General features: G+C 60.6%; 18 protein-coding genes. 9 read left to right on the forward strand and 9 right to left on the reverse strand.

Annotated features, from left to right (window positions below):
* Positions 1-188: 188 nt before the first annotated feature.
* Together J2Y86_RS23255 and xseA are read right to left on the reverse strand one after the other, a co-directional pair.
* Entirely contained in the window at positions 189-1,010 is an 822-nt protein-coding gene (locus J2Y86_RS23255) for a peptidoglycan DD-metalloendopeptidase family protein (protein ID WP_253436939.1), read from the reverse strand.
* Positions 1,011-1,013: 3 nt separating this feature from the next.
* The gene (xseA, locus tag J2Y86_RS23260; RefSeq protein WP_084320789.1) at positions 1,014-2,393 is read right to left on the reverse strand and encodes an exodeoxyribonuclease VII large subunit; all 1,380 of its coding nucleotides are present in this window, start codon (positions 2,391-2,393) and stop codon (positions 1,014-1,016) included.
* A gap of 185 nt (positions 2,394-2,578) precedes the next feature.
* Between xseA and J2Y86_RS23270 the strand changes: the two genes are divergently transcribed.
* The 9 genes from J2Y86_RS23270 to J2Y86_RS23310 all read left to right on the forward strand — a co-directional run bounded on the left by J2Y86_RS23270 (position 2,579) and on the right by J2Y86_RS23310 (position 13,590).
* Positions 2,579-3,346, forward strand: coding sequence for a sulfite exporter TauE/SafE family protein (locus tag J2Y86_RS23270; protein ID WP_253436942.1), 768 nt, complete (start codon positions 2,579-2,581; stop codon positions 3,344-3,346).
* Between the two features lie 180 nt (positions 3,347-3,526).
* Positions 3,527-4,075, forward strand: a complete 549-nt coding sequence (locus J2Y86_RS23275; protein ID WP_253436945.1) for a sugar ABC transporter ATPase — start codon at positions 3,527-3,529, stop codon at positions 4,073-4,075.
* A gap of 186 nt (positions 4,076-4,261) precedes the next feature.
* Positions 4,262-5,731: an IMP dehydrogenase gene (gene guaB / locus J2Y86_RS23280; RefSeq protein WP_017340298.1), complete on the forward strand. Its 1,470-nt coding sequence runs from the start codon at positions 4,262-4,264 to the stop codon at positions 5,729-5,731.
* Positions 5,732-5,831: 100 nt separating this feature from the next.
* A complete protein-coding gene (gene guaA / locus J2Y86_RS23285) occupies positions 5,832-7,409 on the forward strand; it encodes a glutamine-hydrolyzing GMP synthase (protein ID WP_253436948.1) in 1,578 nt (525 codons plus the stop codon).
* A gap of 200 nt (positions 7,410-7,609) precedes the next feature.
* A complete protein-coding gene (locus J2Y86_RS23290) occupies positions 7,610-10,318 on the forward strand; it encodes an AAA domain-containing protein (RefSeq protein ID WP_253436951.1) in 2,709 nt (902 codons plus the stop codon).
* Positions 10,319-10,484: 166 nt separating this feature from the next.
* Positions 10,485-11,861 (forward strand): multicopper oxidase family protein, encoded by a 1,377-nt coding sequence (locus J2Y86_RS23295; RefSeq protein ID WP_253436955.1) that lies wholly within the window; start codon positions 10,485-10,487, stop codon positions 11,859-11,861.
* On the forward strand, positions 11,861-12,358 hold the full coding sequence (tadA, locus tag J2Y86_RS23300) for a tRNA adenosine(34) deaminase TadA (protein WP_109634571.1): 498 nt from the start codon (positions 11,861-11,863) through the stop codon (positions 12,356-12,358). The genes J2Y86_RS23295 and tadA overlap by 1 nt, the downstream gene beginning before the upstream one ends.
* 96 nt (positions 12,359-12,454) lie before the next feature.
* The gene (locus tag J2Y86_RS23305; RefSeq protein ID WP_253427691.1) at positions 12,455-12,757 is read left to right on the forward strand and encodes a transposase; all 303 of its coding nucleotides are present in this window, start codon (positions 12,455-12,457) and stop codon (positions 12,755-12,757) included.
* Positions 12,754-13,590 carry an IS3 family transposase gene (locus tag J2Y86_RS23310; protein WP_253427692.1) on the forward strand — a complete coding sequence of 279 codons (837 nt, stop codon included), beginning with the start codon at positions 12,754-12,756 and terminating at the stop codon, positions 13,588-13,590. The genes J2Y86_RS23305 and J2Y86_RS23310 overlap by 4 nt, the downstream gene beginning before the upstream one ends.
* Before the next feature lie 158 nt (positions 13,591-13,748).
* Here the strand turns inward: J2Y86_RS23310 and cmoB are convergent, their stop codons facing one another.
* From cmoB to ptsP, 7 genes are all read right to left on the reverse strand, one after another.
* Positions 13,749-14,705, reverse strand: a complete 957-nt coding sequence (cmoB, locus tag J2Y86_RS23315) for a tRNA 5-methoxyuridine(34)/uridine 5-oxyacetic acid(34) synthase CmoB (RefSeq protein ID WP_253436958.1) — start codon at positions 14,703-14,705, stop codon at positions 13,749-13,751.
* Positions 14,702-15,481, reverse strand: coding sequence for a carboxy-S-adenosyl-L-methionine synthase CmoA (gene cmoA / locus J2Y86_RS23320; protein WP_253436962.1), 780 nt, complete (start codon positions 15,479-15,481; stop codon positions 14,702-14,704). Before cmoA ends, cmoB begins: the two co-directional genes overlap by 4 nt.
* 161 nt (positions 15,482-15,642) lie before the next feature.
* Positions 15,643-16,278, reverse strand: coding sequence for a lysoplasmalogenase (locus J2Y86_RS23325; RefSeq protein WP_253436965.1), 636 nt, complete (start codon positions 16,276-16,278; stop codon positions 15,643-15,645).
* Positions 16,279-16,280: 2 nt separating this feature from the next.
* Entirely contained in the window at positions 16,281-16,673 is a 393-nt protein-coding gene (locus J2Y86_RS23330; protein WP_253436968.1) for a protease inhibitor I42 family protein, read from the reverse strand.
* 213 nt (positions 16,674-16,886) lie between these two features.
* Positions 16,887-19,304, reverse strand: a complete 2,418-nt coding sequence (gene lon, locus J2Y86_RS23335; protein ID WP_253436971.1) for an endopeptidase La — start codon at positions 19,302-19,304, stop codon at positions 16,887-16,889.
* Between the two features lie 1,149 nt (positions 19,305-20,453).
* Positions 20,454-22,169, reverse strand: coding sequence for an N-acetylglucosamine-specific PTS transporter subunit IIBC (gene nagE / locus J2Y86_RS23340; RefSeq protein WP_253436974.1), 1,716 nt, complete (start codon positions 22,167-22,169; stop codon positions 20,454-20,456).
* Between the two features lie 29 nt (positions 22,170-22,198).
* Entirely contained in the window at positions 22,199-24,715 is a 2,517-nt protein-coding gene (ptsP, locus tag J2Y86_RS23345) for a phosphoenolpyruvate--protein phosphotransferase (RefSeq protein ID WP_253436977.1), read from the reverse strand.
* Positions 24,716-24,870 lie beyond the last annotated feature (155 nt).

Consider the following 24,870-nt stretch of genomic DNA (forward strand, 5'->3'; position numbering starts at 1 on the left):
TTGAGTAAGTTGGCCGGTGTCGATTCCAATTGCGCGATTTGTCCGGGGACGATTCGGCGATTATGAGGCCGTCTTCGCGGGCAAGCCCATTCCCACAGTGGGCGTCAGTGGATTACAGATTTGTATTCCACCCCGGAACCTGTGGGAGCGGGCTTGCCCGCGAAGAGGCCAGTAGCCTCACAAATAATTCAAGGCTGAAACGCCCCGATAAAAATCGCCGGATCCACCCGCGCATCATTCAGGCTGACATTCCAGTGCATATGCGGCCCGGTCGCCCGCCCGGTGGCGCCGACTTTGCCGACCACACCACCACGGGCCATCTGCTGCCCGACCTTCACATCAATCTTCGACATGTGGCAGAACATGCTGATAAAGCCCTGTCCATGGTCGACAAACACCGTGTTGCCATTAAAGAAGTAGTTACCGATCAGGATCACCTTGCCCGCCGCCGGGGTTTTGATCGGCGTGCCGGCCCCGACGGCGAAATCCAGGCCTGAGTGGGGATTGCGCTCTTCGCCATTGAAGAAGCGGCGTACACCGAACTTGCTCGACAGCGGGCCGTTGACCGGTTTGTCCAGCAGCAGGTTGCTCGGAGTATTCGGGCTGAACGTGCGGTAGGCGGCGATCTGCTCGGCCAGTTCGCGCTCGATGCGCTTGAGATTGTCCGGGTCTGGATTGACCTGTTGGGTGTTTTTCAAGGTGATGCGCTGTTCCGGGTATTTTTTGCTGCCGACGGTGAAACTCAGGTTGCGACCGCCGCTGCTGATGGATTGCGCCCCCGGTTTGACCGTCAACGGCACACCGACAATCGCCAGCCAATTATTCTGTTCCTTGACCACCAACACCGGTTTGCCCTGGTAACTGGCTTTCGGCGACTGGGCGGAGACGCCCAGGTCCACCACCGCCACGCCGCCTGGTACCGGTTTGTTCAGCAAGCGGGTGATGTAGCTGTCAGCGTGGGCGTTGAAGGTCAGGCACAGCAACAACAGTGGAGCTAGAAAACGCGGCATGGATCAATCCAGTAAAGAAAGGGTGACAGGCGTCAGGTGATTGTCTTCGACGCGCACGTGCAGTTCGCCTTCACCCAGTTTGGCTTTCAGGCGCTGGCCGTTGTGGGTTTGCGCGGCGTTGCGGATCGCGTTGCCGCGCTCGTCCAGCAAAATGCTGTAGCCACGGCCCAGGGTCGCCAACGGACTGACCACGTGCAGCGTCTGCACCTGACTTTGCAGTTGCAGTCGACGGGACTTGAGGCCTTCGCGGATGGCTCGTGGCAGACGTTCGGCGAGGCTGTCGAGACGCTGACGCAGCATCGCCAGTTGCCGGCCCGGATGTTGCCCGGCGAGGCGGGTTTCCAGGCGGATCAAGCGTTCGCGACGGGTATTGAGGCTGCGCTCGAACGCGCGGCGCATGCGCATGTCCAGATCATCCAGACGTTGCGCCTGCTGGCGCAGCCGTTCGCCGGGATGGCGCAAGCGGCGAGAGATGCCTTCAAGGCGCAGTCGATCACGCATCAAGCGGTCACGCATGCGCATCACCAGCCGTCGATGCAGGCTTTCGACCCGACGCACCAGGTCGCTGGAGTCCGGCGCCAGCAGTTCGGCGGCGGCGGAAGGGGTCGGGGCGCGAACGTCGGCCACGAAGTCGCTGATCGACACATCGGTTTCATGGCCGACGGCGCTGACAATCGGCGTCACGCAGGCATCCACGGCGCGGGCCACGGCTTCTTCGTTGAAACACCACAGGTCTTCCAGCGAGCCGCCGCCACGGGCCAGGATCAAGGCATCGAAACCGCGGGCGTCCGCCAGTTTCAGCGCACGGACAATCTGCGCCGTGGCCTCGCGACCCTGCACGGCCGTGGGGATCAGCGTCAGTTGCACCTGCGGCGCACGGCGGCGGAACACGCTGATGATGTCGCGAATCACCGCGCCGGTGGGCGAACTGATGATGCCGATGCGTTGCGGATGCGCCGGCAGCGGCACTTTGCGCTCGGCGCTGAACAGGCCTTCGGCGCTGAGTTTTTCCTTCAACGCATCGAAGGCCAGACGGAGGGCGCCGTCACCGGCCGGTTCGACGGTGTCGAGAATCAGTTGATAGTCGCCACGTCCTTCGAACAATGAAACCTTGCCGCGAACCTTGACCGCCAGGCCGTCTTTCAGGGCCTGACGAACCCGTGCCGCGTTCTGCCGGAACAGTGCGCAACGCACTTGGGCGCCGCTGTCTTTCAATGTGAAATACACATGGCCAGACGCCGGGCGGGCGAGGTTGGAGATTTCGCCTTCCACCCAGATGTTGCTGAACACGTCTTCGAGCAACACCCGCGCGCGGCCGTTGAGCTGGCTGACAGTCAGGACTTCACGGTCCAGGCCGAGTCTTGCAAAGGGATCTTTAATCATGGGGCGCAGTTTAAATGCATTCGTCGGTCAATCTCCATGAATCAACGAAAATCCCCTGTGGGAGCGGGCTTGCTCGCGAAGGCGGGGTATCAATCGATATCAATGCTGAATGACAGACCGCATTCGCGAGCAAGCCCGCTCCCACAAGGGTTAAAGTCAGCTCCGGTATTCAAGGAAGACACGGAATGAATGTGCTTGAGTTGTTAAGCCAATGGCCCTTCGGTGCGACGGATTGGCTGGTCATCGGGCTGGGTATTGCCTTGGCCTACATCGTGTTCGGTATCGCCGGGTTCGGTACTGCGTTGGTGGCGGGGCCGATATTGATCCTGTTCATGCCGCTGTCGAAGATCGTGCCGTTGCTGGTGCTGCTGGATTTCGTCGCGGCGTTCGGCAATCTGCTGCCCTCGCGCCGGGACGTGGCGAAACCCGAATTGCTGCGATTGCTACCGTGCATGGCGGTGGGCTGCACGTTGGGGGTGATCTTTCTGCTGAACCTGAAGTCCGACCTGCTATTGCTGTTGATGGGGCTGTTTATCAGCGCCTATGCGATTTACAGCCTGTGGGTCAAAGCCCGCCCGACGCAGTTGTCTGCTGCGTGGGCGGTGCCGATGGGCACGGTGGGCGGGATGTTCGGGGCGCTGTTTGGCAGTGGCGGCTTTTTATATGCGATCTATCTGAACAGCCGCCTGCCCAAGGATTCCGCCCGAGCCACCCAGAGTGCGCTGATCAGTTGCAGCACGGTTGTGCGCCTGAGCCTGTTCGCTGTCGCGGGTGTGTATGCCGAGCTACCCTTATTGGTATTGGCTTTGTGTTTGTTGCCGGCCATGGCATTGGGGTTGTGGATCGGCCGCCGGTTGACCATGAGATTGTCCCGCGAGGCGTTCGTGCGGTTGGTGACCTGGCTGGTGCTGGCCAGCGGGATTGCCTTGATCGGGCGTTATTTGAGTACTTGACCGGATTTTGTCAGGGATTAAGCTGCCGGCCGCCCTGAAGCCTTCGCGGGCAAGCCTCGCTCCTACAGGATTATCGGTGATCGTGAAATCACACGAATCCTGTAGGAGCAAGGCTTGCCCGCGAAGGCGTCAAACGGTACACCGCAGAACTTTGCATTTTGACGCAGCAGGCTTGCACCCATGAATTCTCAAAGCATCATTGTCCCGAAAATCTCCACGCTGCCGGTGCACGAACCCCGGGCCCGGGCGGTCGTGCGTTGGCTGGTGCGCAAGAACATCGTCAAGGAAGAACTGACCACCTGTGGCCGCACCGGTAGCCGCATGGGGCATGCCATCGCCGACGGTGCCCGCGCCGTGGTGTTGCATCCGGAAGCACTGCCGTTCGGCGAGCCGGTCAATGGCCTGGAGATCATCACCAAACGCTGCATCTATACGCCGGCCAAGGGCTTCCTGGAGGAGGCGGGCTGCGCCGAGTGCCGCAAGGAAGTCGGCGAAGCGCTGTTCGAGAGCCTGGAAGACTGGATGCCGGGGCGCACCGATAACTTCACCTGCCCGGAATGCGGGCATGAAGATGACATCAACGGGTTTCTTTTCCTGCAGGAATGCGGCTTTTCCAACCTGGGGTTTATCTTCAACAACTGGGCCGAGGCCGGGTTCAAGCAGAGCTTTATCGACGAATTTGCCGATTGGCTGGATCAGCCCGTCAGTTGGGTGAAAGTCGAATTGTAGGAGCGAGGCTTGCCCGCGAAGGCGCACTTGAGGACGCCTTCGCGGGCAAGCCTCGCTCCTACGGGATTTATGCCGCAAAACCCCCGCCGATCACCGTATCGATAATAGACAGAGTTTTACATTGAACCCGAGGGGGTGTCTGACTATAATGGCGCGCTTCCATTTTCCCGCTCGGGAGCCCCCGCGATGCTGCGTATCAGCCAAGAAGCTCTGACATTCGACGACATTCTCCTAGTGCCCGGTTATTCCGAGGTGCTTCCTAACGAAGTCAGTCTCAAGACCCGCCTAACCCGTGGCATCGAGCTGAATATTCCCCTGGTTTCTGCCGCCATGGACACCGTTACTGAAGCCCGTCTGGCAATTGCCATGGCTCAGGAAGGTGGCATCGGCATTATCCACAAGAACATGACCATCGAGCAGCAAGCTGCCGAAGTGCGCAAGGTCAAGAAGTTCGAAGCCGGCGTGGTCAAGGATCCGATCACCATCGAGGCTGACGCCACGGTTCGTGATCTGTTCGAACTGACCCGCATGCACAATATCTCCGGCGTTCCGGTACTGCACGATGGCGACCTGGTCGGCATCGTCACTTCCCGTGACGTACGCTTCGAAACCCGTCTGGAAGCCACCGTACGTGAAGTGATGACGCCTAAAGAGCGTCTGGTCACCGTACGCGAAGGCGCCAACAAGAACGAAGTCCGCGAGCTGCTGCACAAGCACCGCCTGGAAAAAGTCCTGATCGTCGACGACAAGTTTGCCCTCAAAGGCATGATGACCGTCAAAGACATCGAAAAAGCCAAGGCTTACCCGCTGGCCAGCAAGGACGATCAAGGTCGTCTGCGCGTTGGCGCTGCAGTCGGTACCGGTAAAGACACCGGTGACCGCGTCGCGGCCCTGGTCAATGCCGGCGTTGACGTGGTGGTGGTCGACACCGCGCACGGTCACTCCAAAGGTGTGATCGACCGCGTTCGCTGGGTCAAACAGAATTTCCCTGAAGTGCAGGTCATCGGCGGCAACATCGCCACCGGCGCTGCCGCCAAGGCCCTGGCCGAAGCTGGCGCTGACGCGGTCAAGGTCGGTATCGGCCCAGGCTCGATCTGCACCACCCGTATCGTCGCCGGTGTCGGCGTCCCGCAAATCAGTGCCATCGCCAACGTCGCCGCTGCCCTCGAAGGCACCGGCGTTCCGTTGATCGCCGACGGCGGCATCCGTTTCTCCGGTGACCTGTCCAAGGCCATCGTGGCCGGTGCTTCCTGCGTGATGATGGGCTCGATGTTCGCCGGTACTGAAGAAGCGCCGGGCGAGATCGAACTGTTCCAGGGTCGTTCGTACAAGGCTTACCGCGGCATGGGTTCGCTGGGCGCCATGTCCCAGGCTCAAGGTTCCTCCGACCGTTACTTCCAGGACTCCTCCGCGGGTGCCGAGAAGCTGGTTCCGGAAGGCATCGAAGGGCGTGTCCCGTACAAAGGCAGCCTGAGCGCCATCATCCATCAACTGATGGGCGGCCTGCGTTCCTCGATGGGCTACACCGGCAGCGCCGACATCGAAGAAATGCGCACCAAGCCTGAGTTCGTGCGGATCACCGGCGCTGGCATGGCCGAGTCCCACGTCCACGACGTACAGATCACCAAAGAAGCGCCAAACTACCGCGTAGGTTGAGGCTTCAAGCAAAACGTTAAGTAACCCGGGGCTGTTCGATTCAGCCCCGAGTTGTTTCTGAATCACGACTGTTTCTGAATGACTTAGACGAGACTGAATCATGGCCCTCGACATCCACGCTCACCGCATCCTGATCCTCGATTTCGGTTCCCAGTACACCCAGCTGATTGCCCGCCGCGTGCGTGAAATCGGCGTGTACTGCGAACTGCATCCGTTCGACATGGATGACGAAGCGATTCGCGAATTCGCTCCAAAAGGCGTCATTCTCGCCGGCGGCCCCGAGTCCGTGCACGTAGCCGACAGCCCGCGCTGCCCGCAAGCGGTGTTTGACCTGGGCGTTCCGGTCTTCGGTATCTGCTACGGCATGCAAACCATGGCTGAACAGCTGGGTGGCAAGGTCGAAGGTTCCGAGCTGCGTGAGTTCGGTTACGCCCGTGTCGACGTGGTCGGCAAAAGCCGTCTGCTGGACGGCATCGAAGACCATATCGACGCCGACGGCCTGTTCGGCCTCGACGTGTGGATGAGCCACGGTGACAAAGTCACCAAAATGCCGCAGGAATTCCACATTCTCGCCAGCACCCCGAGCTGCCCGATTGCCGGCATGTTCGACGACGCTCGCGGCTACTACGGCGTGCAGTTCCACCCGGAAGTGACCCACACCAAGCAGGGCGGTCGCATCCTGTCGCGCTTCATCCTCGACATCTGCGGCTGCGAAGCCCTGTGGACGCCGTCGAAGATTGCTGAAGACGCCATCGCTCAGGTTCGCGCCCAGGTCGGCACCGACAACGTCTTGCTCGGCCTGTCCGGCGGCGTTGACTCCTCGGTGGTTGCCGCGCTGCTGCACAAAGCCATCGGCGACCAGCTGACCTGCGTCTTCGTCGACAACGGCCTGCTGCGTCTGCACGAAGGCGAGCAAGTGATGGCCATGTTCGCCGAGAACATGGGCGTCAAGGTGATCCGCGCCAACGCCGAAGACCAGTTCCTCGACAATCTGGCAGGCGAAAGCGACCCAGAGAAAAAGCGCAAGATCATCGGCCGCACCTTCATCGACGTCTTCGATGCCCAGTCCAACAAACTGGACAACATCAAGTACCTCGCCCAGGGCACCATCTACCCGGACGTGATCGAGTCGGCTGGCGCGAAAAGCGGCAAGGCTCACGTGATCAAGTCGCACCACAACGTGGGCGGCCTGCCGGAAGAAATGAACCTCAAGCTGGTTGAACCCCTGCGCGAGCTGTTCAAAGACGAAGTCCGTCGTCTGGGCCTGGAACTCGGCCTGCCGTACGACATGGTCTACCGTCACCCGTTCCCGGGCCCGGGCCTGGGCGTGCGGATCCTCGGTGAAGTGAAGAAGGAATACGCCGACCTGCTGCGTCGCGCCGACCACATCTTCATCGAAGAACTGCGCAAGGCCGACTGGTACCACAAGGTCAGCCAGGCATTCGTTGTGTTCCAACCGGTGAAATCGGTTGGCGTGGTCGGCGATGGCCGTCGTTACGCCTGGGTCGTGGCCCTGCGTGCCGTGGAAACCATCGACTTCATGACCGCGCGTTGGGCTCACCTGCCTTACGAACTGCTGGAAACCGTCAGCGGCCGGATCATCAATGAAATCGAAGGCATCTCCCGCGTCACTTACGACGTGTCGAGCAAGCCGCCAGCGACGATTGAGTGGGAATAAGTTAAACAGCAAGGGCGCCGGGAGGCGCCCTTGTTGCATCTGGAGTAATCCTTTTATATCGGTCTATTCGATGTACCCACTGATGCTGGTGCCCGGATAAAGAGTGATGTCAAAATAGTATCAATTTCGCCAAGTCGCTAGATTTGGATTCCGACAACATGGATGTGTACAGGCGTTAATCGAGCCTGTTTAAGGAAAATATGGTTTCCATCAACGTGTGCGGTGTAGACAAGACCCGGCAGATCAGTGACTGGACAATAAAAAGTGACAGGCGCGGTGGATTTTTGCTGACTTGCCACTATCCATCGGGCAAGAGCTTTCCTAACCCGTTGGATGACTGCGAGGTCGTTCCTACCCGAGAGGTGAAAGACCAGCTACTACGGAAAAAGGGCAGCTCAGTAACAAGCGCAATTGCGAAGGCTGTGATCTACGGTGAGAAGTACGCCGTCATTCAGTATCCGGGGAACACGACGAGTTACGTGTTCAAGATGGACGCGATCGAACTGGTTCCACCGACGGCGATGAAGGACGAGCCGGCATTCCACTATTTCCGTTCTGTGGCTACTGCCCGAGTTGATCGAGCCGACCTGAAGGACAAGCCAATCGCCGAAAATGTGTTGCGACAGCTGGATGCAATAACTGCATGCGCTGATACGGCATTGCACGCCTACTGCTCCGGGCAGAACGGACGGCATACACAAACGGGAGACTTCATCTTTCCTTTCGGTATCAATGAAAGCCAACTTCAAGCCGTCGAGCGTGCCTTCACCTCACAGATCAGTCTGATCGAAGGGCCTCCTGGCACTGGCAAGACCCAAACCATTCTGAACATCGTCGCCAATATCCTGTTGCGTGGGAAAAACGTGGCGGTGGTGTCCAACAACAATTCAGCCGTCGCGAATGTCTGTGAAAAACTGGGCAAGTCCGGGCTGGATTATCTTGTCGCCGAGTTGGGCAGCAAAGAGAACCGCGAAGCATTCTTCGCCAACCCTCGTCCTCGACCTTCGGCTATTCCTCAAACCTCGCCTTCGATGGAGCGTATCCAGGTCGTCTTGCAGCAGTTGAAGCAATTTCTGCAGGTTCGGAACGTGGTGGCGCAGCTGCAGACTGAAATCCATGAGCTTGAGGTGGAACAGGGCTATCTCCGGCAATGGCAGCAGGATAACGGCGTGCAGGCTCCCGTCGCCCTGGATAAGTACAAGCTTACCCCGCAGAAGGCCGCCGACCTGATGGCTTACCTGACGCATCTTGGAGGCGACCGTGTCAGGGTCAAGGACAGAATCGAACTGCTGTTCAATTTCAGGATTTTGCGCATCAGGCCATTTGATAACTGGGAAAAGCGCAAATCGACCTTCTATGGCCTGCAGCTTCATTACTACGACAAGGCACTGCAGGAACGAAAAGCCGCATTGGCCACTCATCAGGAGACGTTGCGACTCGGCAATTACCAGGCGCTGCTGGATGAGCTGACGGGCGCTTCGATGAAGTATCTCAAGCAGCACCTGCATCAGCATGTGCCGGACGAGCCCTTTGACGCCAAGACTTACAAGCGCAAATTCGATGAATTCGTGAGGCGCTATCCAATCATCTCCAGCAGTACGCATTCGATCATCAACTCGCTTCAAGGCGGGGCGATGCTCGACTACGTCATTATTGACGAGGCCTCCCAACAGGACATCGTTCCGGGAATATTGGCGCTGGGTTGTGCGAAGAACCTGATTATCGTCGGCGACAGAAAGCAGTTGGCGCACATTCCGGCAGAACTGGGCATGACGGCGCCCAAGGACGACTACGACTGCGAGAAATACAGCCTGCTCGATTCGTGCATTAGTGTGTTCAAGGGTTCGATCCCGATGACTTTGTTGAAAGAGCACTATCGTTGTCACCCGCGAATCATTCAGTTCTGCAATCAGCAGTTCTACGACAACCAGTTGGTTGCGATGACGCAAGACTGTGGGGAAAAGCCGTTGTCGCTGCTCGTTACCGCTAAGGGCAACCACACGCGAAAGACAACTAACCTGCGAGAGCTTGATTCGCTGTTGGCGATGCTTGAAGGCGAAGGCGAAAGTACATGGGAGGGAGAGGACGGAAGGGGCTTCATTGCACCTTTCAGGGCACAGGCGACGCTTTCAGGCACGCTGTTGCCGGCTGATTTCGTCAATGACACCGTGCATAAATTCCAAGGACGAGAGTGCGACGAGATCGTCTTTTCAACCGTGCTGGATAAAAAGAGCAATACTCCGAAATTACTGGCTTTCGTGGATGATCCGCGCATGGTCAATGTGGCGGTATCCAGAGCCAAAAATCGCTTCACGCTGGTTACCGGAGACGAAGTCTTCACGGCGAACAACGGGCATGTCGCGGCGTTGGTGCGCTACATCGAATACTACGCCGAAGAAGGGCAGATGCACCGCGCGCCGGTAATATCGGCCTTTGACCTGCTCTACAACGAATACGACCAATCGCTCGAACGACTCAATGCGCGATTGCGACGCAATGATTCGGAGTACAAGTCCGAGCGGATCGTTGCGCAGATACTGCGAGAGATGCTGAGTCAGGAGGCGTGCCAGGCGATCACGTTCCACTCGCAGATCGTGCTGAACCAATTGGCCTCGCCAGCCAGCGAAAGCCTGACACCACGGGAGCGCTCATTCATGAGAAACGGCGCCAGTTGCGACTTCGTGCTCTATTTCAAGGTCGGGAAAAAACCGCTGGGCGTGATAGAGGTCGATGGTGGCAGCCATGACAAGCCGGATCAGGCTGAACGCGATGCCTTGAAAGACAGCATCCTGCGCAAGTGTGAAATTCCCTTGCTACGCTTGCGAACCGTCGAAAGCCGCATTGAACAAAGAGTGGCCGTATTTGTGATGCAGTGGGCAACCAGCGTTTCGAAGGACATTGCGACGTAGTTCGAACTGCAGGGGCGTCATCAAGGCGCCCCTTGTCACTTCTCGCGGTCGTCGTTGGGGGAGTGGCGCGACAATACTTCACTTAATATTTCTCAATTGCAGGTGTATCGTATTCGCCTTTTACAGGCCCTCGGGCCTGTCGCTGATACGTGAGGTAGTTGAGTTCATGTCCTTTACCCGTCGCCAAATTCTCGGTGGCCTGGCCGGTCTTGTTGTCGTTGGTGTCGGAGCGGGGGGCGCATCGCGGTATTGGCTGGGCAAGATGGCCGACGCGGAGACCGGTCACGACTATGAACTGATCGCCGCGCCGCTGGACGTCGAGCTGGTGGCGGGGCACAAGACCGAAGCCTGGGCGTTCGGCCCGTCGGCGCCGGGCACCGAGTTGCGCGTGCGTCAGGGCGAATGGCTGCGGGTGCGGTTCATCAACCATCTGCCGGTGGCGACCACCATTCACTGGCACGGCATCCGCCTGCCGCTGGAAATGGACGGCGTGCCCTACGTCTCGCAGCTTCCGGTCTTGCCGGGTGAATATTTCGACTACAAATTCCGCGTGCCCGACGCCGGCAGCTACTGGTATCACCCGCACGTGAACAGCAGCGAAGAACTTGGCCGGGGCCTGGTGGGTCCGTTGATCATCGAAGAGCGCGAACCGACCGGTTTCAAATACGAAAAGACCTTGAGCCTCAAGAGCTGGCACGTCGATGAAGAAGGCGCGTTCGTTGCGTTCAGTATTCCTCGCGAAGCAGCCCGTGGCGGTACCGCAGGGCGTCTGTCGACCATCAATGGTGTCTCGCAAGCGGTGATCGACTTGCCCGCCGGGCAGATCACCCGGGTGCGTCTGCTCAACCTCGATAACACCCTGACCTACCGGCTCAACATTCCGGGCGTCGAAGCGCAGATCTACGCGCTGGACGGCAACCCCATCGAACCGCGCCCGCTCGGCAAGGAATACTGGCTCGGCCCGGGCATGCGCATTTGCCTGGCGATCAAGGCGCCACCGGCCGGTGAAGAGCTATCCCTGCGCAACGGCCCGGTTCGCCTGGGTACGTTCCGCTCCGTGGCGAACGCCGATGCACCGACCCAGTGGCCGCCCGCGCTGCCCGCCAACCCGGTGGCCGAGCCCGACCTGGCCAATGCCGAGAAACTCAACTTCAATTTCGAATGGGTCGGCTCGGTGTCGGTGAACGTCGACAACGGCAAGCCGCCGAGCCTGTGGCAGATCAACGGCAAGGCGTGGGACATCACCGACAAGACCTGCGCCGACCGTCCGATTGCCAAGCTTGAGAAGGGCAAGAGCTACATTTTCGAATTGAAGAACATGACTCAGTATCAGCACCCGATTCACTTGCATGGCATGAGCTTCAAAGTCATTGCGTCGAATCGGCACAAGGTGATTCCGTACTTCACCGACACCTACCTGTTGGGCAAGAACGAACGTGCGCAAGTCGCGTTGGTCGCCGATAACCCTGGGGTGTGGATGTTCCATTGCCATGTGATCGACCACATGGAAACCGGCCTGATGGCCGCCATCGAGGTGGCGTGATGCGTCAGATTCGTCCCGCCGCGATCATCGACCGCAGCCGTGATCGTGATTTCATGCGCGAAGCCCTGGCCCTGGCCGCCCAAGGTGCGGCGCTGGGCGAAGTGCCGGTGGGCGCGGTGCTGGTTCAGGACGGTGAAATCATCGGTCGTGGTTTCAATTGCCCGATCAGCGGCAACGACCCGAGCGCGCATGCCGAGATGGTCGCGATCCGTGCCGCGGCTTTGGCGGCCAGCAACTACCGCCTGCCGGGCAGCACGCTGTACGTGACGCTCGAGCCGTGCAGCATGTGCGCCGGGTTGATCGTGCACTCGCGGATTGCGCGGGTGGTGTATGGCGCTTTGGAGCCGAAAGCGGGGATTGTGCAGAGTCAGGGGCAGTTTTTTACCCAGGGCTTTTTGAATCACCGGGTGTTGTATGAAGGTGGGGTGTTGGCGGAAGAGTGCGGGGCGGTTTTGAGTGAGTTCTTCAAGGCCCGTCGCGCAAAACCTTCAGAATAAACACCGACCAATGTGGGAGCGGGCTTGAACTGGCCTAATGATTTTGGACATCTCAATCGGGCGCTATGATGGCGCCCAAATCTGAGGTGTTTGGATATGCGTAAATCCTATTCGAGTGAGTTCAAACTCAAGGCTGCCAGCCTGGTGCTGGATGAGGGGCAGTCGGTTCCCGAGGTCTGTGCCAATCTGGATATCGGTCCTACGGCCTTGCGCCGCTGGGTCGATCAAGTTCGCAAGGAGCGCTTGGGCTCGACTCCGGTGGGCGCCAAGGCGATTACCGCGGATCAGCGAGAGATCCAGAAACTCAAAGCCTTGCTCAGGCAAAAAGACCTGGATATCGAAATCCTAAAAAAGGCCAGTGCTCTCCTGCTTTTGGACGCCAAAGATCATTCTCGTTGATCGATGAGCTGGACGAGCAGTACGGCGTTAACAATTGCTGTCGGGTTTTTGGTGTCAACCGCAGCAGCTTTTACGCCTGGCGTCAGCGCCAAGGCAAAGTGAACCCTGAGCGGGAGAAGCTCAAGGCCGTGCTGGTTAAGCATCACAGGGCGTCGAGGGAGTCTGCGGGCGCACGCACCTTGGCCAAAGAGCTGCAAGCTGATGGACATCGTGTCGGGCGGTACATGGCCCGCAGCTTGATGCGCGAAGCTGGTATCGCCAGCCGTCAGCGCCGGCGCCATAAGTACAAATCGCCCGGCGTTGAGGCGTTGGTGGCGCCGCACGTCCTCAAGCGCAAGTTTGATGTCACGGCGGTCAATCAGGTGTGGTGCGGGGACGTGACGTATATCAAGGTCGGTAAGCGGTGGCTGTATTTCGCGGCGGTTCTGGATTTGTACGCCCGCCGGATCGTGGGCTGGTCGTTTTCGATGATCTCCGATGCCACCCTGACCTGCGAAGCCTTGCGGATGGCGGTTGAGTTGCGCAGTCGCCCAAAAGACGTACTGTTTCACTCAGACCAAGGTTGTCAGTACACCAGCCATAAGTTCAGGAATGAGCTGCTGGCACACGGGCTCCGGCAAAGCATGAGCCGTAAGGGCGAGTGCTGGGACAACGCTCCGATGGAGCGCTTCTTTGGCAGTTTGAAATCAGAGTGGGTGCCCGAAACAGGCTACGGATCGGAACATGAGGCCCGAGCGGATGTGCAGCGCTATGTCTCGCGCTACAACATCGCCAGGCCTCACAGTTACAACGACTACCGGCCGCCAGTCACGATGGAGAGACTGGCGGCGTAAACCTTAATTGGTGTCCAAGATTACTTGACCAGTTCAGCTTGCTCGCGAATGCAGTTTAACATCCAACAGATATGTTGACTGATCCACCGCCTTCGCGGGCAAGCCTCGCTCCTACAGGAATCGGTGATCCGTAGGAGCGAGGCTTGCCCGCGAAGCTTTTACTTGCGAGCGACGATCACGGCACGCATCGGCGCCGGCAGCCCTTCAACAGTCTTGCTGTGATCGTCCGGATCAAGGAAATCACTCAGCGACTGATACTTCATCCACTCCGTCCCGCGCTGTTCCTCGATGGTCGTCACGCTCACATCCACGCACTTCACATCCGTGAACCCGGCGCGGCGCAACCAGAGCATCAGCGCCGGCACCGACGGCAGGAACCACACATTGCGCATCTGCGCATAGCGATCTTCCGGCACCAGCACTTGCTGCTGATCGCCTTCGATCACCAGCGTTTCCAGCACCAGTTCGCCGCCCTTGACCAGGCAATCCTTCAGCGCCAGCAAATGCTCGATCGGTGAACGGCGGTGGTAGAACACGCCCATGGAAAACACCGTGTCGAACCCTTCAAGATTGGGCGGCAGGTCTTCGAACGGGAACGGCAGGTGCCAGGCATTCGGCTCGGACAGGTAACGCTGCACCGCCTGGAACTGGCAAAAGAACAGCCAGTTCGGATCGACGCCGATCACGCTGTCCGCTCCGGCACCGAGCATGCGCCACATGTAGTAGCCGTTGCCGCAGCCGACATCGAGGATGCGTTTGCCCTTCAGGTCCAGGTGCGGGGCGACCCGCGACCATTTCCAGTCCGAGCGCCATTCAGTATCGACATGCACGCCGAACAGATCGAACGGCCCTTTGCGCCACGGCGACAAGCCCATCAGCGCTGTACGCATCTGCGCGCGGGTTGCGTCGTCGCAATCGGTGTCCAGCGTCAGACCGTTCAGCAAATCCACTTCGCTCGGCTGGATCTTCGGCAAGGCGTCCAGCGCACTTTGCCAGCGCTCGAGGTCGCCGTGACCCTTTTCCATCTTCTTGTCGAGTTGCGCTTGTAGGGTGTTGGCCCAATCGGCCAGCGGAGTGCCCGCCAAGCGGCGGGCGAGGGGGGACAGATCAATCATGGCAAGGCAATCAACGAGGCAAAGTTAAGACACTGGAACCACGGCACGACTTTCGAGAAACCGGCAGCCAGCAGGCGTTCGCGGTGTTCTTCGAGGCTGTCGGGCTTCATGACATTTTCGATGGCGCTGCGCTTCTGGGCGATTTCCAGTTCGCTGTAGCCGTTGGCGCGTTTAAAGGCGACGTGCAGGTCGGTGAGCAGCGCGTGTTCTTCGGGGTCGTTGAAGCGCAGCTTTTCCGAGAGGATCAACGCGCCGCCGGGCAGCAATGATTGGCGAATACGCGAGAGCAACGCAGTGCGCTGATCCGGCGCAATGAACTGCAGGGTGAAGTTCAGCGCCACCACCGAGGCGGGTTGGAATTGCAGGGCGAGGATGTCGCCTTCGATCACTTCGACCGGGAGCAACTCCTGGAACATCGAGTCCTGACCGTTGAGGTATTCGCGGCAGCGTTCGACCATGGCGGCGGAGTTATCCACAGCGATGACGCGGCAACCGTCGGTGCGCACATGTCGGCGCAACGCCTGGGTCACTGCACCGAGGGACGAACCCAGGTCATAGAGCACGCTGTTGGGCTGGGCGAATTGTGCGGCGAGCACGCCGAGGTTTTCGACGATGGTCGGATAACCTGGCACCGAGCGCTTGATCATGTCCGGGAACACCCGCACCACGTCCTCGTTAAAGGCGAAGTCAGGCACCTGGGCCAAAGGCTGGGCGAAAAGGCGATCGGGTTCTTTGCTCACGGCGGTTCCAGCGGCGTAGGTGGAAAAGGCCGGCATTTTAGCCAACTTGGCGCGGGGATGCGCGGGTTGTCGGATGGGGTGAGGGGATTTATCTGTGGCGAGGGGATTTATCCCCGTTGGACTGCGCAGCAGTCCTTGAGTCGTCGCTTGGCGCCTGCTTCGCAGCCGAACGGGGATAAATCCCCTCGCCACAGGGGTCAGTGTTGTTTTTGAGTGAACGCCGACGCCGTGATACCCCATTGCCCCAGCCAGTAACTGAGGATAATCACGTAAGGCGCGGCATTAAACGGCGCAACAAACCGGTTGATACCAATCACGCTGTCCGAGAACACAAACGCCAGCGCACCCGCTGCCGCCAGGAGTGCCGAGCGTTTTGGGATGTCGGTGCCCAGGCGAGCCAGCGCCCTCCAGAGCATGGCGCTGATGGCCAGGCCATAGACAATCACCGGGATCAGCAATGGACCCAGCCCATTGGCAATCAAAATCCCCAGCAACACCGCGCCGACAGCCAGCGCGATAATCAGCGGTAGCAGCGCCAATCGCCGGCAATCGCTCAAGTAGGCCTTCAGATACGCCAGATGCGCGACCAGGAACGCCCCGAGACCAAACACAAACAAATCCACCGGCCACGCCAGCAATACGTCGCCGAGCAGGGAAAAAATCAATCCAAGGCTGATCCAGCGCCGATACTCGCTGGGCGGTGCGTCGTGCAGCCAACCGAGCAAGGCCAGGACGGGCATCGGTTTGACCAGCAGGCAAAGCAGCGTGGCATGCACACTCACGCCGTAGAGAAAGGTCACCGCGCCCATCAGCGCCAGGATCAGCCAGCCCACGATCAGTTAACCGAGATCGCGCAGTCGAAGGTTTCTACCGCCGGCACTTCAGGTGCCCAAGGCTGTTGCGACGTCAGGCGCAAACGCCCCGAGCCGGCCGCGAACGCCTGGAAGCGCCAGGTCGACACACCGGCGGCGCCCACGACACCGGCATCTTCCGGGTTTCGATAAACCTCCGGCCCGAGTGCGCGCAATACACCCCCCGCCGAATCCTGGATCGCCCAGCGGTAACCCGTGGTCGGGTTGCTTGGCAGGGTCAGGATCAGGTTTTGCCCGTTGTGCATCTTCACCGGGCATGCGCTTTGTTTTTCCACAGTCACGTTCTGTTTGGGTTGCGTAGTACAAGCGGTCAGCAGGACGAGCGCGAGGGGGATAAACAGGCGGGTGGGGGACATAAGGTCAGTGGCTCCGGCATTCACGACGAACGGCGAGCATAACTGAAGATGAGACAAATTGTGACGGACAGCGGGAGAGATGTCGTCCGGGCTGACGCCTTCGCGGGCAAGCCTCGCTCCTACAGATTGTGTGTTACACCACATTGGGTACGACACATGACCGTATGAGCGAGGCTTGCCCGCGAAAGCGATCTTGCAAACGCTACAGGACCGTCAGAACAGAATCTTCGCCACATCCGCAAAGCGCTTGGCAAAGTGCACGGTAATCCCTTCCTTCAGATAATCCGGCAATTCCTCAAAACTCCCACGGTTAGGCTCCGGCAGAATCAGTTCGAAGATCTTCTGCCGCCGCGCCGCAATCACCTTCTCGCGCACCCCGCCAATCGGCAATACATGCCCGGTCAGCGTCAGTTCGCCAGTCATGGCGACGCCTTTTTTCGGCGGCTGGTTGCGGGCCAGGGACAGCAGGGCGCTGGCCATGGTCACACCGGCACTCGGGCCGTCTTTCGGGGTGGCGCCTTCCGGGACGTGCAGGTGGACGAACGCTTCGTCGAAGAACTTCGGATCACCGCCAAACGACTTCAGGTTGGAGCTGACGTAGCTGTAGGCGATTTCCGCCGACTCTTTCATCACATCACCCAATTGCCCGGTCAGTTTAAAGCCCCGGTTGAGCGTGTGAATCCGCGTCGCTTCGATCGGCAGGGTTGCGCCGCCCATGCTGGTCCAGGCCAGGCCGGTGATCACGCCGGTGCCGGACAGCACTTGCTCATTGCGGAACACCGGATGACCCAGTGACGCTTCGAGATCCTTCGGCGCAATTTTGATCACCGCTTTCGGTTCGTCGATCAGCTTCACCACGGCTTTACGCACCAGTTTGCCCAGTTGTTTTTCCAACTGGCGCACCCCGGCTTCACGGGCATAACCGTCGATCAGTGCCTTCAATGCGCTGTCGCTGATCGACAGGCTGCCTTTGGACACACCGGCCTTTTCCAGTTGTTTCGGCCACAGGTGACGCTTGGCGATGGCGATTTTTTCTTCGGTGATGTAGCCCGACAGGCGAATCACTTCCATCCGGTCCAGCAATGGGCCGGGGATTGAATCGAGGGTGTTGGCGGTGCAGACGAACAGCACTTTCGACAGGTCCAGACGCAGGTCCAGGTAGTGGTCGAGAAACTCGACGTTCTGCTCCGGGTCAAGGGTTTCCAGCAGCGCCGAGGCCGGGTCGCCCTGGTAGCTCTGGCCCATCTTGTCGATCTCGTCGAGCATGATCACCGGGTTCATCACTTCGACGTCTTTCAACGCCTGCACCAGTTTGCCCGGCTGCGCGCCGATGTAGGTGCGGCGGTGGCCCTTGATCTCGGCTTCGTCGCGCATGCCGCCGAGGCTGAAGCGATAGAACGGTCGGCCAAGGGATTCGGCGATGGATTTGCCGACGCTGGTCTTGCCCACGCCCGGCGGACCCACCAGCAGCACGATGGAACCGCTGATCTCGCCTTTATAGGCACCGACCGCGAGGAATTCGAGGATGCGGTCCTTGATGTCGTCGAGGCCGGCGTGGTGCTTGTCCAGCACCTTGCGCGCGTGCTTGAGGTCGAGTTTGTCCTCGCCGTACACGCCCCACGGCACCGAGGTGGCCCAGTCGAGGTAGTTGCGGGTGACCGCGTACTCCGGCGATCCGGTTTCGAGGATCGACAGCTTGTTCATTTCCTCTTCGATGCGTTTCTGCGCCTGCGCCGACAACACCTTGCCTTCCAGACGTTGCTCGAACTGCTCGATGTCGGCGCTGCGGTCGTCCTTGGTCAGGCCCAGCTCTTGCTGGATGACTTTCAATTGCTCTTTAAGGAAGAACTCGCGCTGATGCTCGCCGATCTTGCGGTTAACTTCGGCGGAGATTTCTTTCTGCAGGCGCGCGACTTCGACTTCCTTGCGCAGCATCGGCAGGACTTTTTCCATGCGCTTGAGCATCGGCACGCAGTCGAGCACTTCCTGCAGCTCGCTGCCGGTGGCCGAGGTGAGCGCGGCGGCGAAGTCGGTCAGCGGCGACGGATCGTTGGGGCTGAAGCGGTTGAGGTAGTTTTTCAACTCTTCGCTGTACAGCGGGTTGAGTGGCAGCAGTTCCTTGATCGCGTTGATCAGCGCCATGCCGTAGGCCTTGACCTCGTCGGTCGGCTCAGTGGGCTGGTGCGGGTATTCGACTTCCACCAGATACGGCGGGCGATGGTGCTTGAGCCAGGTGCGAATTCGCACACGGGTCAGGCCTTGGGCGACGAACTGCAGTTTGCCGTTTTCGCGGCTGGCGTGATGCACCTTGACCAGCGTGCCGTAGAGCGGCAGGGCCGAGGTGTCGAAATGGCGCGGGTCTTCCTGGGGCGTGTCCATGTAGAACAGGGCCAGGGAGTGGTGATCGGATTTGCTCACCAGGTCCAGCGTTTCAGCCCACGGTTCTTCGTTGACGATCACCGGCAGCACTTGGGCCGGGAAGAACGGGCGATTGTGGATCGGGATGATGTAGACCTTGTCCGGCAGGTTCTGGCCGGGCAGGGCGAGGCCTTTGCCGGTGGAGTGGTGTTCGGCGTTCTCTGGGTCGGCGTATTCGCTCGGGTCTTCGGGGAATTCTTGCTGGTCGCTCATGGGGCACCTGCGCAATGGGGTATGGGTCTTAGATGGGGCAGGTGGGGGGTGGTTTCAATGGTCTTGGATAATTCAAGGTGTGTGTTCAGGGTCTGGACAGGTAGTGGCGGCCTCTGGGCCGACCAGGTTTTTGGGTGGTTGGGTACATATCCATTTCTGCGGTAACGGCGGCTGGCGGTTTCGCCCTTACGGCGAGTCCCTTTTGTCAAACGCCACAAAAGGAACCAAAAAGTCTTGCCCCGGCGTCCGGCCCCTCGCTCAGGCTCGGCGTTCCTTCGCTCCGGTCCTGCTCCGTGGGCCCGCCGCCATCGGCCATCCATGGCCGGGGGCGGCTAACCCGGCATCCATGCCGGGTTGCCCACTGCGCAGAACCTCCACTCAGCCTCCCGAAGGGGCGGGTGGATCAAGATCAAGAGCTGCAGGCGAGCTAACGCTCGGCCTGATGAGTGGTGGAAAGCGGGTGTGCGCCGGCCAGCTTTTTGTAGGCGCTGGCCTGCCAGCGATGGCGGCCTGACAGCCGACCAGTTCTCCGCTGACACCCCCGCCCCCTGTGGGAGCTGGCTTGCCAGCGAAGGCGGCCCAACAGCCGACCAGTTTTCCGCTGACACCCCCGCCCCCTGTGGGAGCTGGCTTGCCAGCGAAGGCGGCCCGACAGCCGACCAGTTTTCTGCTGACACCCCCGCCCCCTGTGGGAGCTGGCTTGCCAGCGAAGGCGGCCCAACAGCCGACCAGTTTTCCGCTGACACCCCCGCCCCCTGTGGGAGCTGGCTTGCCAGCGAAGGCGGCCCAACAGCCGACCCGATTTCCCCTGACACCCCCGCCCCCTGTGGGAGCTGGCTTGCCAGCGATGGCGGCCCGACAGCCGACCAGTTTTCCGCTGACACCCCCGCCCCCTGTGGGAGCTGGCTTGCCAGCGAAGGCGGCCCGACAGCCGACCAGTTTTCTGCTGACACCCCCGCCCCCTGTGGGAGCTGGCTTGCCAGCGAAGGCGGCCCAACAGCCGACCCGATTTCCCCTGACACCCCCGCCCCCTGTGGGAGCTGGCTTGCCAGCGATGGCGGCCCGACAGCCGACCCGATTTCCGCTGACACCCCCGCCCCCTGTGGGAGCTGGCTTGCCAGCGATAGCGGCCTTTCAGGCGCTGAAGGCCTAAACCTTGGCGCTCACCTCGCTGCGATTGACCAATACCTCCAGCGCATCACTCAAACTCGCAGCCCTGTCTCCAATCAACAGATGCCAGACGCCACCCTCCAATTGACTGACTCCCTGACAACCCAACGCCTTCAAATCGCACTCCGACAACGCCTTGCCATCCGCCAGTTGCAGGCGAATCCGGGTCATGGCCACGCAATCCATCTGCAACACGTTCTCTCCGCCGCCCAGCGCGTTCAGCCATTGCTGTGCTTCCGGCGTCGGCACCGCAGCCGGTGCCGGCGTGTCGATGGCAGCCGGTGGCGTGGACACCACCGTGCGGCCCAGCGCCGGCATCGCCAAGCGGATCTCATCGGCGATGCTGTCGGCCATCGGCCCGACCACCACCTGCAAACTCCCACCCTTGCCCGGACGCACCACGGCCATCGCGCCCAGCGCTTTCAGCTCGGCATCGTTGGCCTTGCTGCGATCCACCATGTCCAGCCGCAGCCGAGTGGTGCAGGCACCCACGGTGATCAGATTCTGCGCGCCGCCCAGCGCCTTGATATAAGCGCCGGCCCGCTCGTTTTCGGCGACCACCGCTGTCTCGGTGATGGCGACCCCTTCACGCCCCGGCGTTTTCAAATTGAATCGACGGATGCAGAAATCAAACACCACGTAATAGATCACCGCATACGCCAGCCCGACCGGAACCACCAGCCAGCCGTTAGTGGATTTGCCCCAACCGAGAATCATGTCGATGAAGCCGCCGGAGAAGGTGAAACCGAGGTGGATGTTCAGCGCATTGGTGACGGCCATCGACAACCCGGTCAACAGCGCATGCAGCAAATACAGAAACGGCGCGAGGAACATGAAGGCGAATTCGATCGGCTCGGTCACGCCGGTCAGGAACGAGGTCAGTGCCATCGACAAAAAGATCCCGCCCATCACCTTGCGGCGTTCCGGCAGGGCGTTGCGGTACATCGCCAGGCACGCGGCGGGCAGGCCGAAGATCATCATCGGGAACATGCCGGTCATGAACTGGCCGCCTTTCGGGTCGCCGGCGAAATAGCGCGACAGGTCGCCGGTGATGACTGCGCCCGTGGTCGGGTCGGTGAAGTTGCCGAAGACGAACCACGCCATGTTGTTGAGGATGTGGTGCAGCCCGGTGACGATCAGCAGGCGGTTGAACACGCCGAAGATGAAGGCGCCGAAGCTGCCACTCTCCATCATCAGGGTGCCGAAGCTGTTGATGCCGTGCTGGATCGGTGGCCAGATCAACCCGAACACCACGCCCAGGCCGACCGCGGCGAACCCGGTGACGATCGGCACGAAACGCCGTCCGCCGAAGAACGCCAGATACTCCGGGAGCTTGATGTCCTTGAAGCGGTTGTACAGCGCACCCGCCATCAAGCCGCTGACAATCCCGGCGAGCATGCCCATGTTGATGCTCGCGTCGAGCACCTTGAGGGTGGAGATCATCACCAGGTAGCCAATCACCCCGGCGAGGCCGGCGGTGCCGTTGTTGTCCTTGGCAAAACCGACCGCGATGCCGATGGCGAAGATCATCGCCAGGTTAGCGAAGATGACCTGGCCAGCGTCGTGGATGATGGCGATGTTCAGCAGGTCGGTGTCGCCCAGACGCAGCAACAGGCCGGCGATCGGCAGGATCGCGATCGGCAGCATCAGCGCGCGGCCGAGGCGTTGCAGGCCTTCGATGAAATATTGGTACATGGCGGATCTCCCTGGATTTTTTTTGTTGTTCAGCTCAGAGGCCATTGCTGGTGACAGGCATGACGCACGGCCGCGGCGCTGCTCAGCTTGAGCAGGCCTTGGCTGAGGCGTCGGCATTCGGCGGCGTCGAGGTGGCGGACGCGGTCCTTGATTTCGCCGACCTGCACGGGGCTGACCGACAGCTCGCTGACGCCGAGGCCAATCAGGACCGGCGTGGCCAGCGGATCGGAGGCGAGCGCACCGCACACGCCGACCCAGCGCTTATGCAGCGCCGCACCGGCGCAGGTCTGGGCGATCAACCGCAGCAGCGCCGGGTGCATCGCGTCGACCCGGGAAGCGAGGCCCGCGTGGTCGCGGTCCATGGCCAGGGTGTATTGCGACAAATCGTTGGTGCCGATGGACAGGAAGTCGGCGTGCTCGGCCAGTTGCTCGGCCAGCAACGCAGCGGCCGGGACTTCGATCATCACGCCCAGCTCGGGGCGTTCAGTCACACCGAGTTCAGAGCACAAGGCGTCGAGGCGCTGGCGGATGTGCAGCAGCTCGTCGACTTCGGTGATCATCGGCAGCAGGATCCGGCAGCGCGACAGCGGACTGACGTGCAGCAGCGCACGCAGTTGCTCATCGAGGATTTCCGGACGGACCTGGGCCAGGCGAATACCGCGCAGACCCAGCACTGGATTGGCTTCGACGGGGAGCGGCAGGTAGTCGAGTTGCTTGTCGCCACCCACGTCGATGGTGCGGATGATCACCGACTTCTGACCCATGGCGTCGAGCACGGCTTGATAGGCGCTGCGTTGTTCTTCTTCGTCCGGAGCGCTGTTGCGATCCACAAACAGAAACTCGGTACGCAGCAGACCGACGCCATCGGCACCCTGGGCCAGCGCATCGGCGGCCTCAGTGCTGGAAGCGACATTGGCAGCGACTTCAATGTGCAAACCGTCGAGGGTCAGTGCCGGGTGATGTGCCTGGGCTTGTTGCTCGGCGCGGCGCTGCTGATGGTCAAGTTGTGCCTGATGCACTTGCGCCAAACGTTCGGCGGTCGGCAGCAGTTCCAGGCGACCGCCGTCGGCATCCAGCACCACCGCTTGTCCCTGTTGTTGATCCAGCAGCGTCGACCCCAGCGCGACCATGCACGGCAAGCCTTTGCCGCGAGCGAGAATCGCCACATGGGACGTCGCGCCGCCCTCGGCCATGCACAGGCCGGCGACACCTTGCTGGCTCAGTTGCAACAGGTCGGACGGAGTCAGCTCATGGGCCGCAACGATGGCGCCGGCCGGTACGTCGTAATGCCAGGTCTCGCCGAGCAAGGCGCGCAGCACCCGTTGCTTGAGGTCGCGCAGGTCGTTGGCGCGTTCGGCCAGCAGCGGACTGCCGAGTTGCGCAAGCATCTCGCATTGCAGGTCGATCGACTGGCTCCAGGCGTGCGTCGCGGCCATGCCCCGGTCGATGGAGGCGTTCGCCGCCTCCAGCAGCGCCGGGTCTTCGAGCAGCGCGAGGTGGGCGGCGAAGATTGCTTCTTCATCGGTGTGCTTGTGCTTTTTGGCCTGGGCCAGGGTGCTGCCGATTTCACTGCGCACGACGGTCAGTGCGGTATCCAGGGCGTGCAGTTGTTGTTCGGGGTCGTGGTTGCCGGCATCCATCGGCAGGCTGATGGCGTTCAAGCGAAACAATGGCCCGCTGACCAGACCGGGAGCAGCGCAGACACCGTGCAGCACACCCGCTTCAGCCGTCCGGTTGCGTCGGTCAATCGGTGCCGGCGCAACCGCATGATTGTCCTCGGCCAGCGCGGTGGATAACGCCACCAACAAGGCTTGCAGCGCCGCTTCGGCGTCCGGGCCTTGACAGCTGACCTGCACTTCATCCTGCTCGCCGACGGCCAGGCCCATCAGCCCGATCAGGCTGTCGCAGGTCGCCGATTTACCGGCGAAGTGCAGCTGCGATTTGCTCTTGAAACCCTGAGCGGTCTGGCGAATCAGCGCTGCCGGGCGAGCGTGGAGGCCGCCGCGATAAGCGATACGAATGTGGCCGACAAAGGCTTCCCCGGCCAGGTCCGCTTCAGTCTGCGTCCCCGGCGCATGCCGACGAATGATGTGCAGCAACGGCTCGCCGACTTTCACTGATTTCAGCGTGATCGGCCGGGCCTGGAAGTCCTGGCTGTTGGTCAGGATCATCAGGCTGACCAGGCTTTTGCATTGCTGCGCCACCCTGTCCAGGTCATAGCGCAACAGCGGTTGTCCGTTGCTGACCCGAGCGCCTTCCTTGACCAGCATCGAGAACCCTTCGCCCTGCAACTCGACCGTGTCGAGGCCCAGGTGCAGCAGCAGTTCGGCGCCGTTGTCGGCGCGCAACGTGATGGCGTGGCCGGTGCGGGCGACGTGCACCACCACCCCGGCGCAGGGCGCATGAAGGGTGTCGTTCAGCGGGTCGATGGCGATGCCGTCGCCCATGGCGCCGCTGGCGAACACCGGGTCCGGGACTTTGGCGAGTGTGAGCACCGGACCGCTGAGCGGGGCGCTGAGGGTCAGCTCTTTATTATTGTTGTGCATGGCTCGGTCTCATTAAAAATACAGTTCGGATCAACGCCGTCTCCTGTAGGAGCAGCCGGTCGACGCTCGATTGCTCGCGAAGGCGGCATTCCAGCCGCCGATGAAGCATCGGATGTACCGACGTCTTCGCGAGCAAGCTCTGCTCCTACAGGGTT

It is taken from the genome of Pseudomonas migulae (assembly GCF_024169315.1).
In the GTDB taxonomy this organism is placed as follows: Bacteria; Pseudomonadota; Gammaproteobacteria; order Pseudomonadales; family Pseudomonadaceae; genus Aquipseudomonas; species Aquipseudomonas migulae_B.

Excerpts from the sequence above, each read along its gene's own strand:
- J2Y86_RS23290 (WP_253436951.1), top strand. The coding sequence starts at position 7,610 with ATGGTTTCCATCAACGTGTGCGGTGTAGACAAGACCCGGCAGATCAGT.
- J2Y86_RS23305 (WP_253427691.1), top strand. The coding sequence starts at position 12,455 with ATGCGTAAATCCTATTCGAGTGAGTTCAAACTCAAGGCTGCCAGCCTG.
- nagE (WP_253436974.1), bottom strand. The coding sequence starts at position 22,169 with ATGTACCAATATTTCATCGAAGGCCTGCAACGCCTCGGCCGCGCGCTG.
- guaA (WP_253436948.1), top strand. The coding sequence starts at position 5,832 with ATGGCCCTCGACATCCACGCTCACCGCATCCTGATCCTCGATTTCGGT.
- J2Y86_RS23270 (WP_253436942.1), top strand. The coding sequence starts at position 2,579 with ATGAATGTGCTTGAGTTGTTAAGCCAATGGCCCTTCGGTGCGACGGAT.
- J2Y86_RS23295 (WP_253436955.1), top strand. The coding sequence starts at position 10,485 with ATGTCCTTTACCCGTCGCCAAATTCTCGGTGGCCTGGCCGGTCTTGTT.
- J2Y86_RS23275 (WP_253436945.1), top strand. The coding sequence starts at position 3,527 with ATGAATTCTCAAAGCATCATTGTCCCGAAAATCTCCACGCTGCCGGTG.
- xseA (WP_084320789.1), bottom strand. The coding sequence starts at position 2,393 with ATGATTAAAGATCCCTTTGCAAGACTCGGCCTGGACCGTGAAGTCCTG.
- J2Y86_RS23330 (WP_253436968.1), bottom strand. The coding sequence starts at position 16,673 with ATGTCCCCCACCCGCCTGTTTATCCCCCTCGCGCTCGTCCTGCTGACC.
- lon (WP_253436971.1), bottom strand. The coding sequence starts at position 19,304 with ATGAGCGACCAGCAAGAATTCCCCGAAGACCCGAGCGAATACGCCGAC.
- tadA (WP_109634571.1), top strand. The coding sequence starts at position 11,861 with ATGCGTCAGATTCGTCCCGCCGCGATCATCGACCGCAGCCGTGATCGT.
- cmoA (WP_253436962.1), bottom strand. The coding sequence starts at position 15,481 with ATGCCGGCCTTTTCCACCTACGCCGCTGGAACCGCCGTGAGCAAAGAA.
- guaB (WP_017340298.1), top strand. The coding sequence starts at position 4,262 with ATGCTGCGTATCAGCCAAGAAGCTCTGACATTCGACGACATTCTCCTA.
- J2Y86_RS23255 (WP_253436939.1), bottom strand. The coding sequence starts at position 1,010 with ATGCCGCGTTTTCTAGCTCCACTGTTGTTGCTGTGCCTGACCTTCAAC.
- cmoB (WP_253436958.1), bottom strand. The coding sequence starts at position 14,705 with ATGATTGATCTGTCCCCCCTCGCCCGCCGCTTGGCGGGCACTCCGCTG.
- ptsP (WP_253436977.1), bottom strand. The coding sequence starts at position 24,715 with ATGCACAACAATAATAAAGAGCTGACCCTCAGCGCCCCGCTCAGCGGT.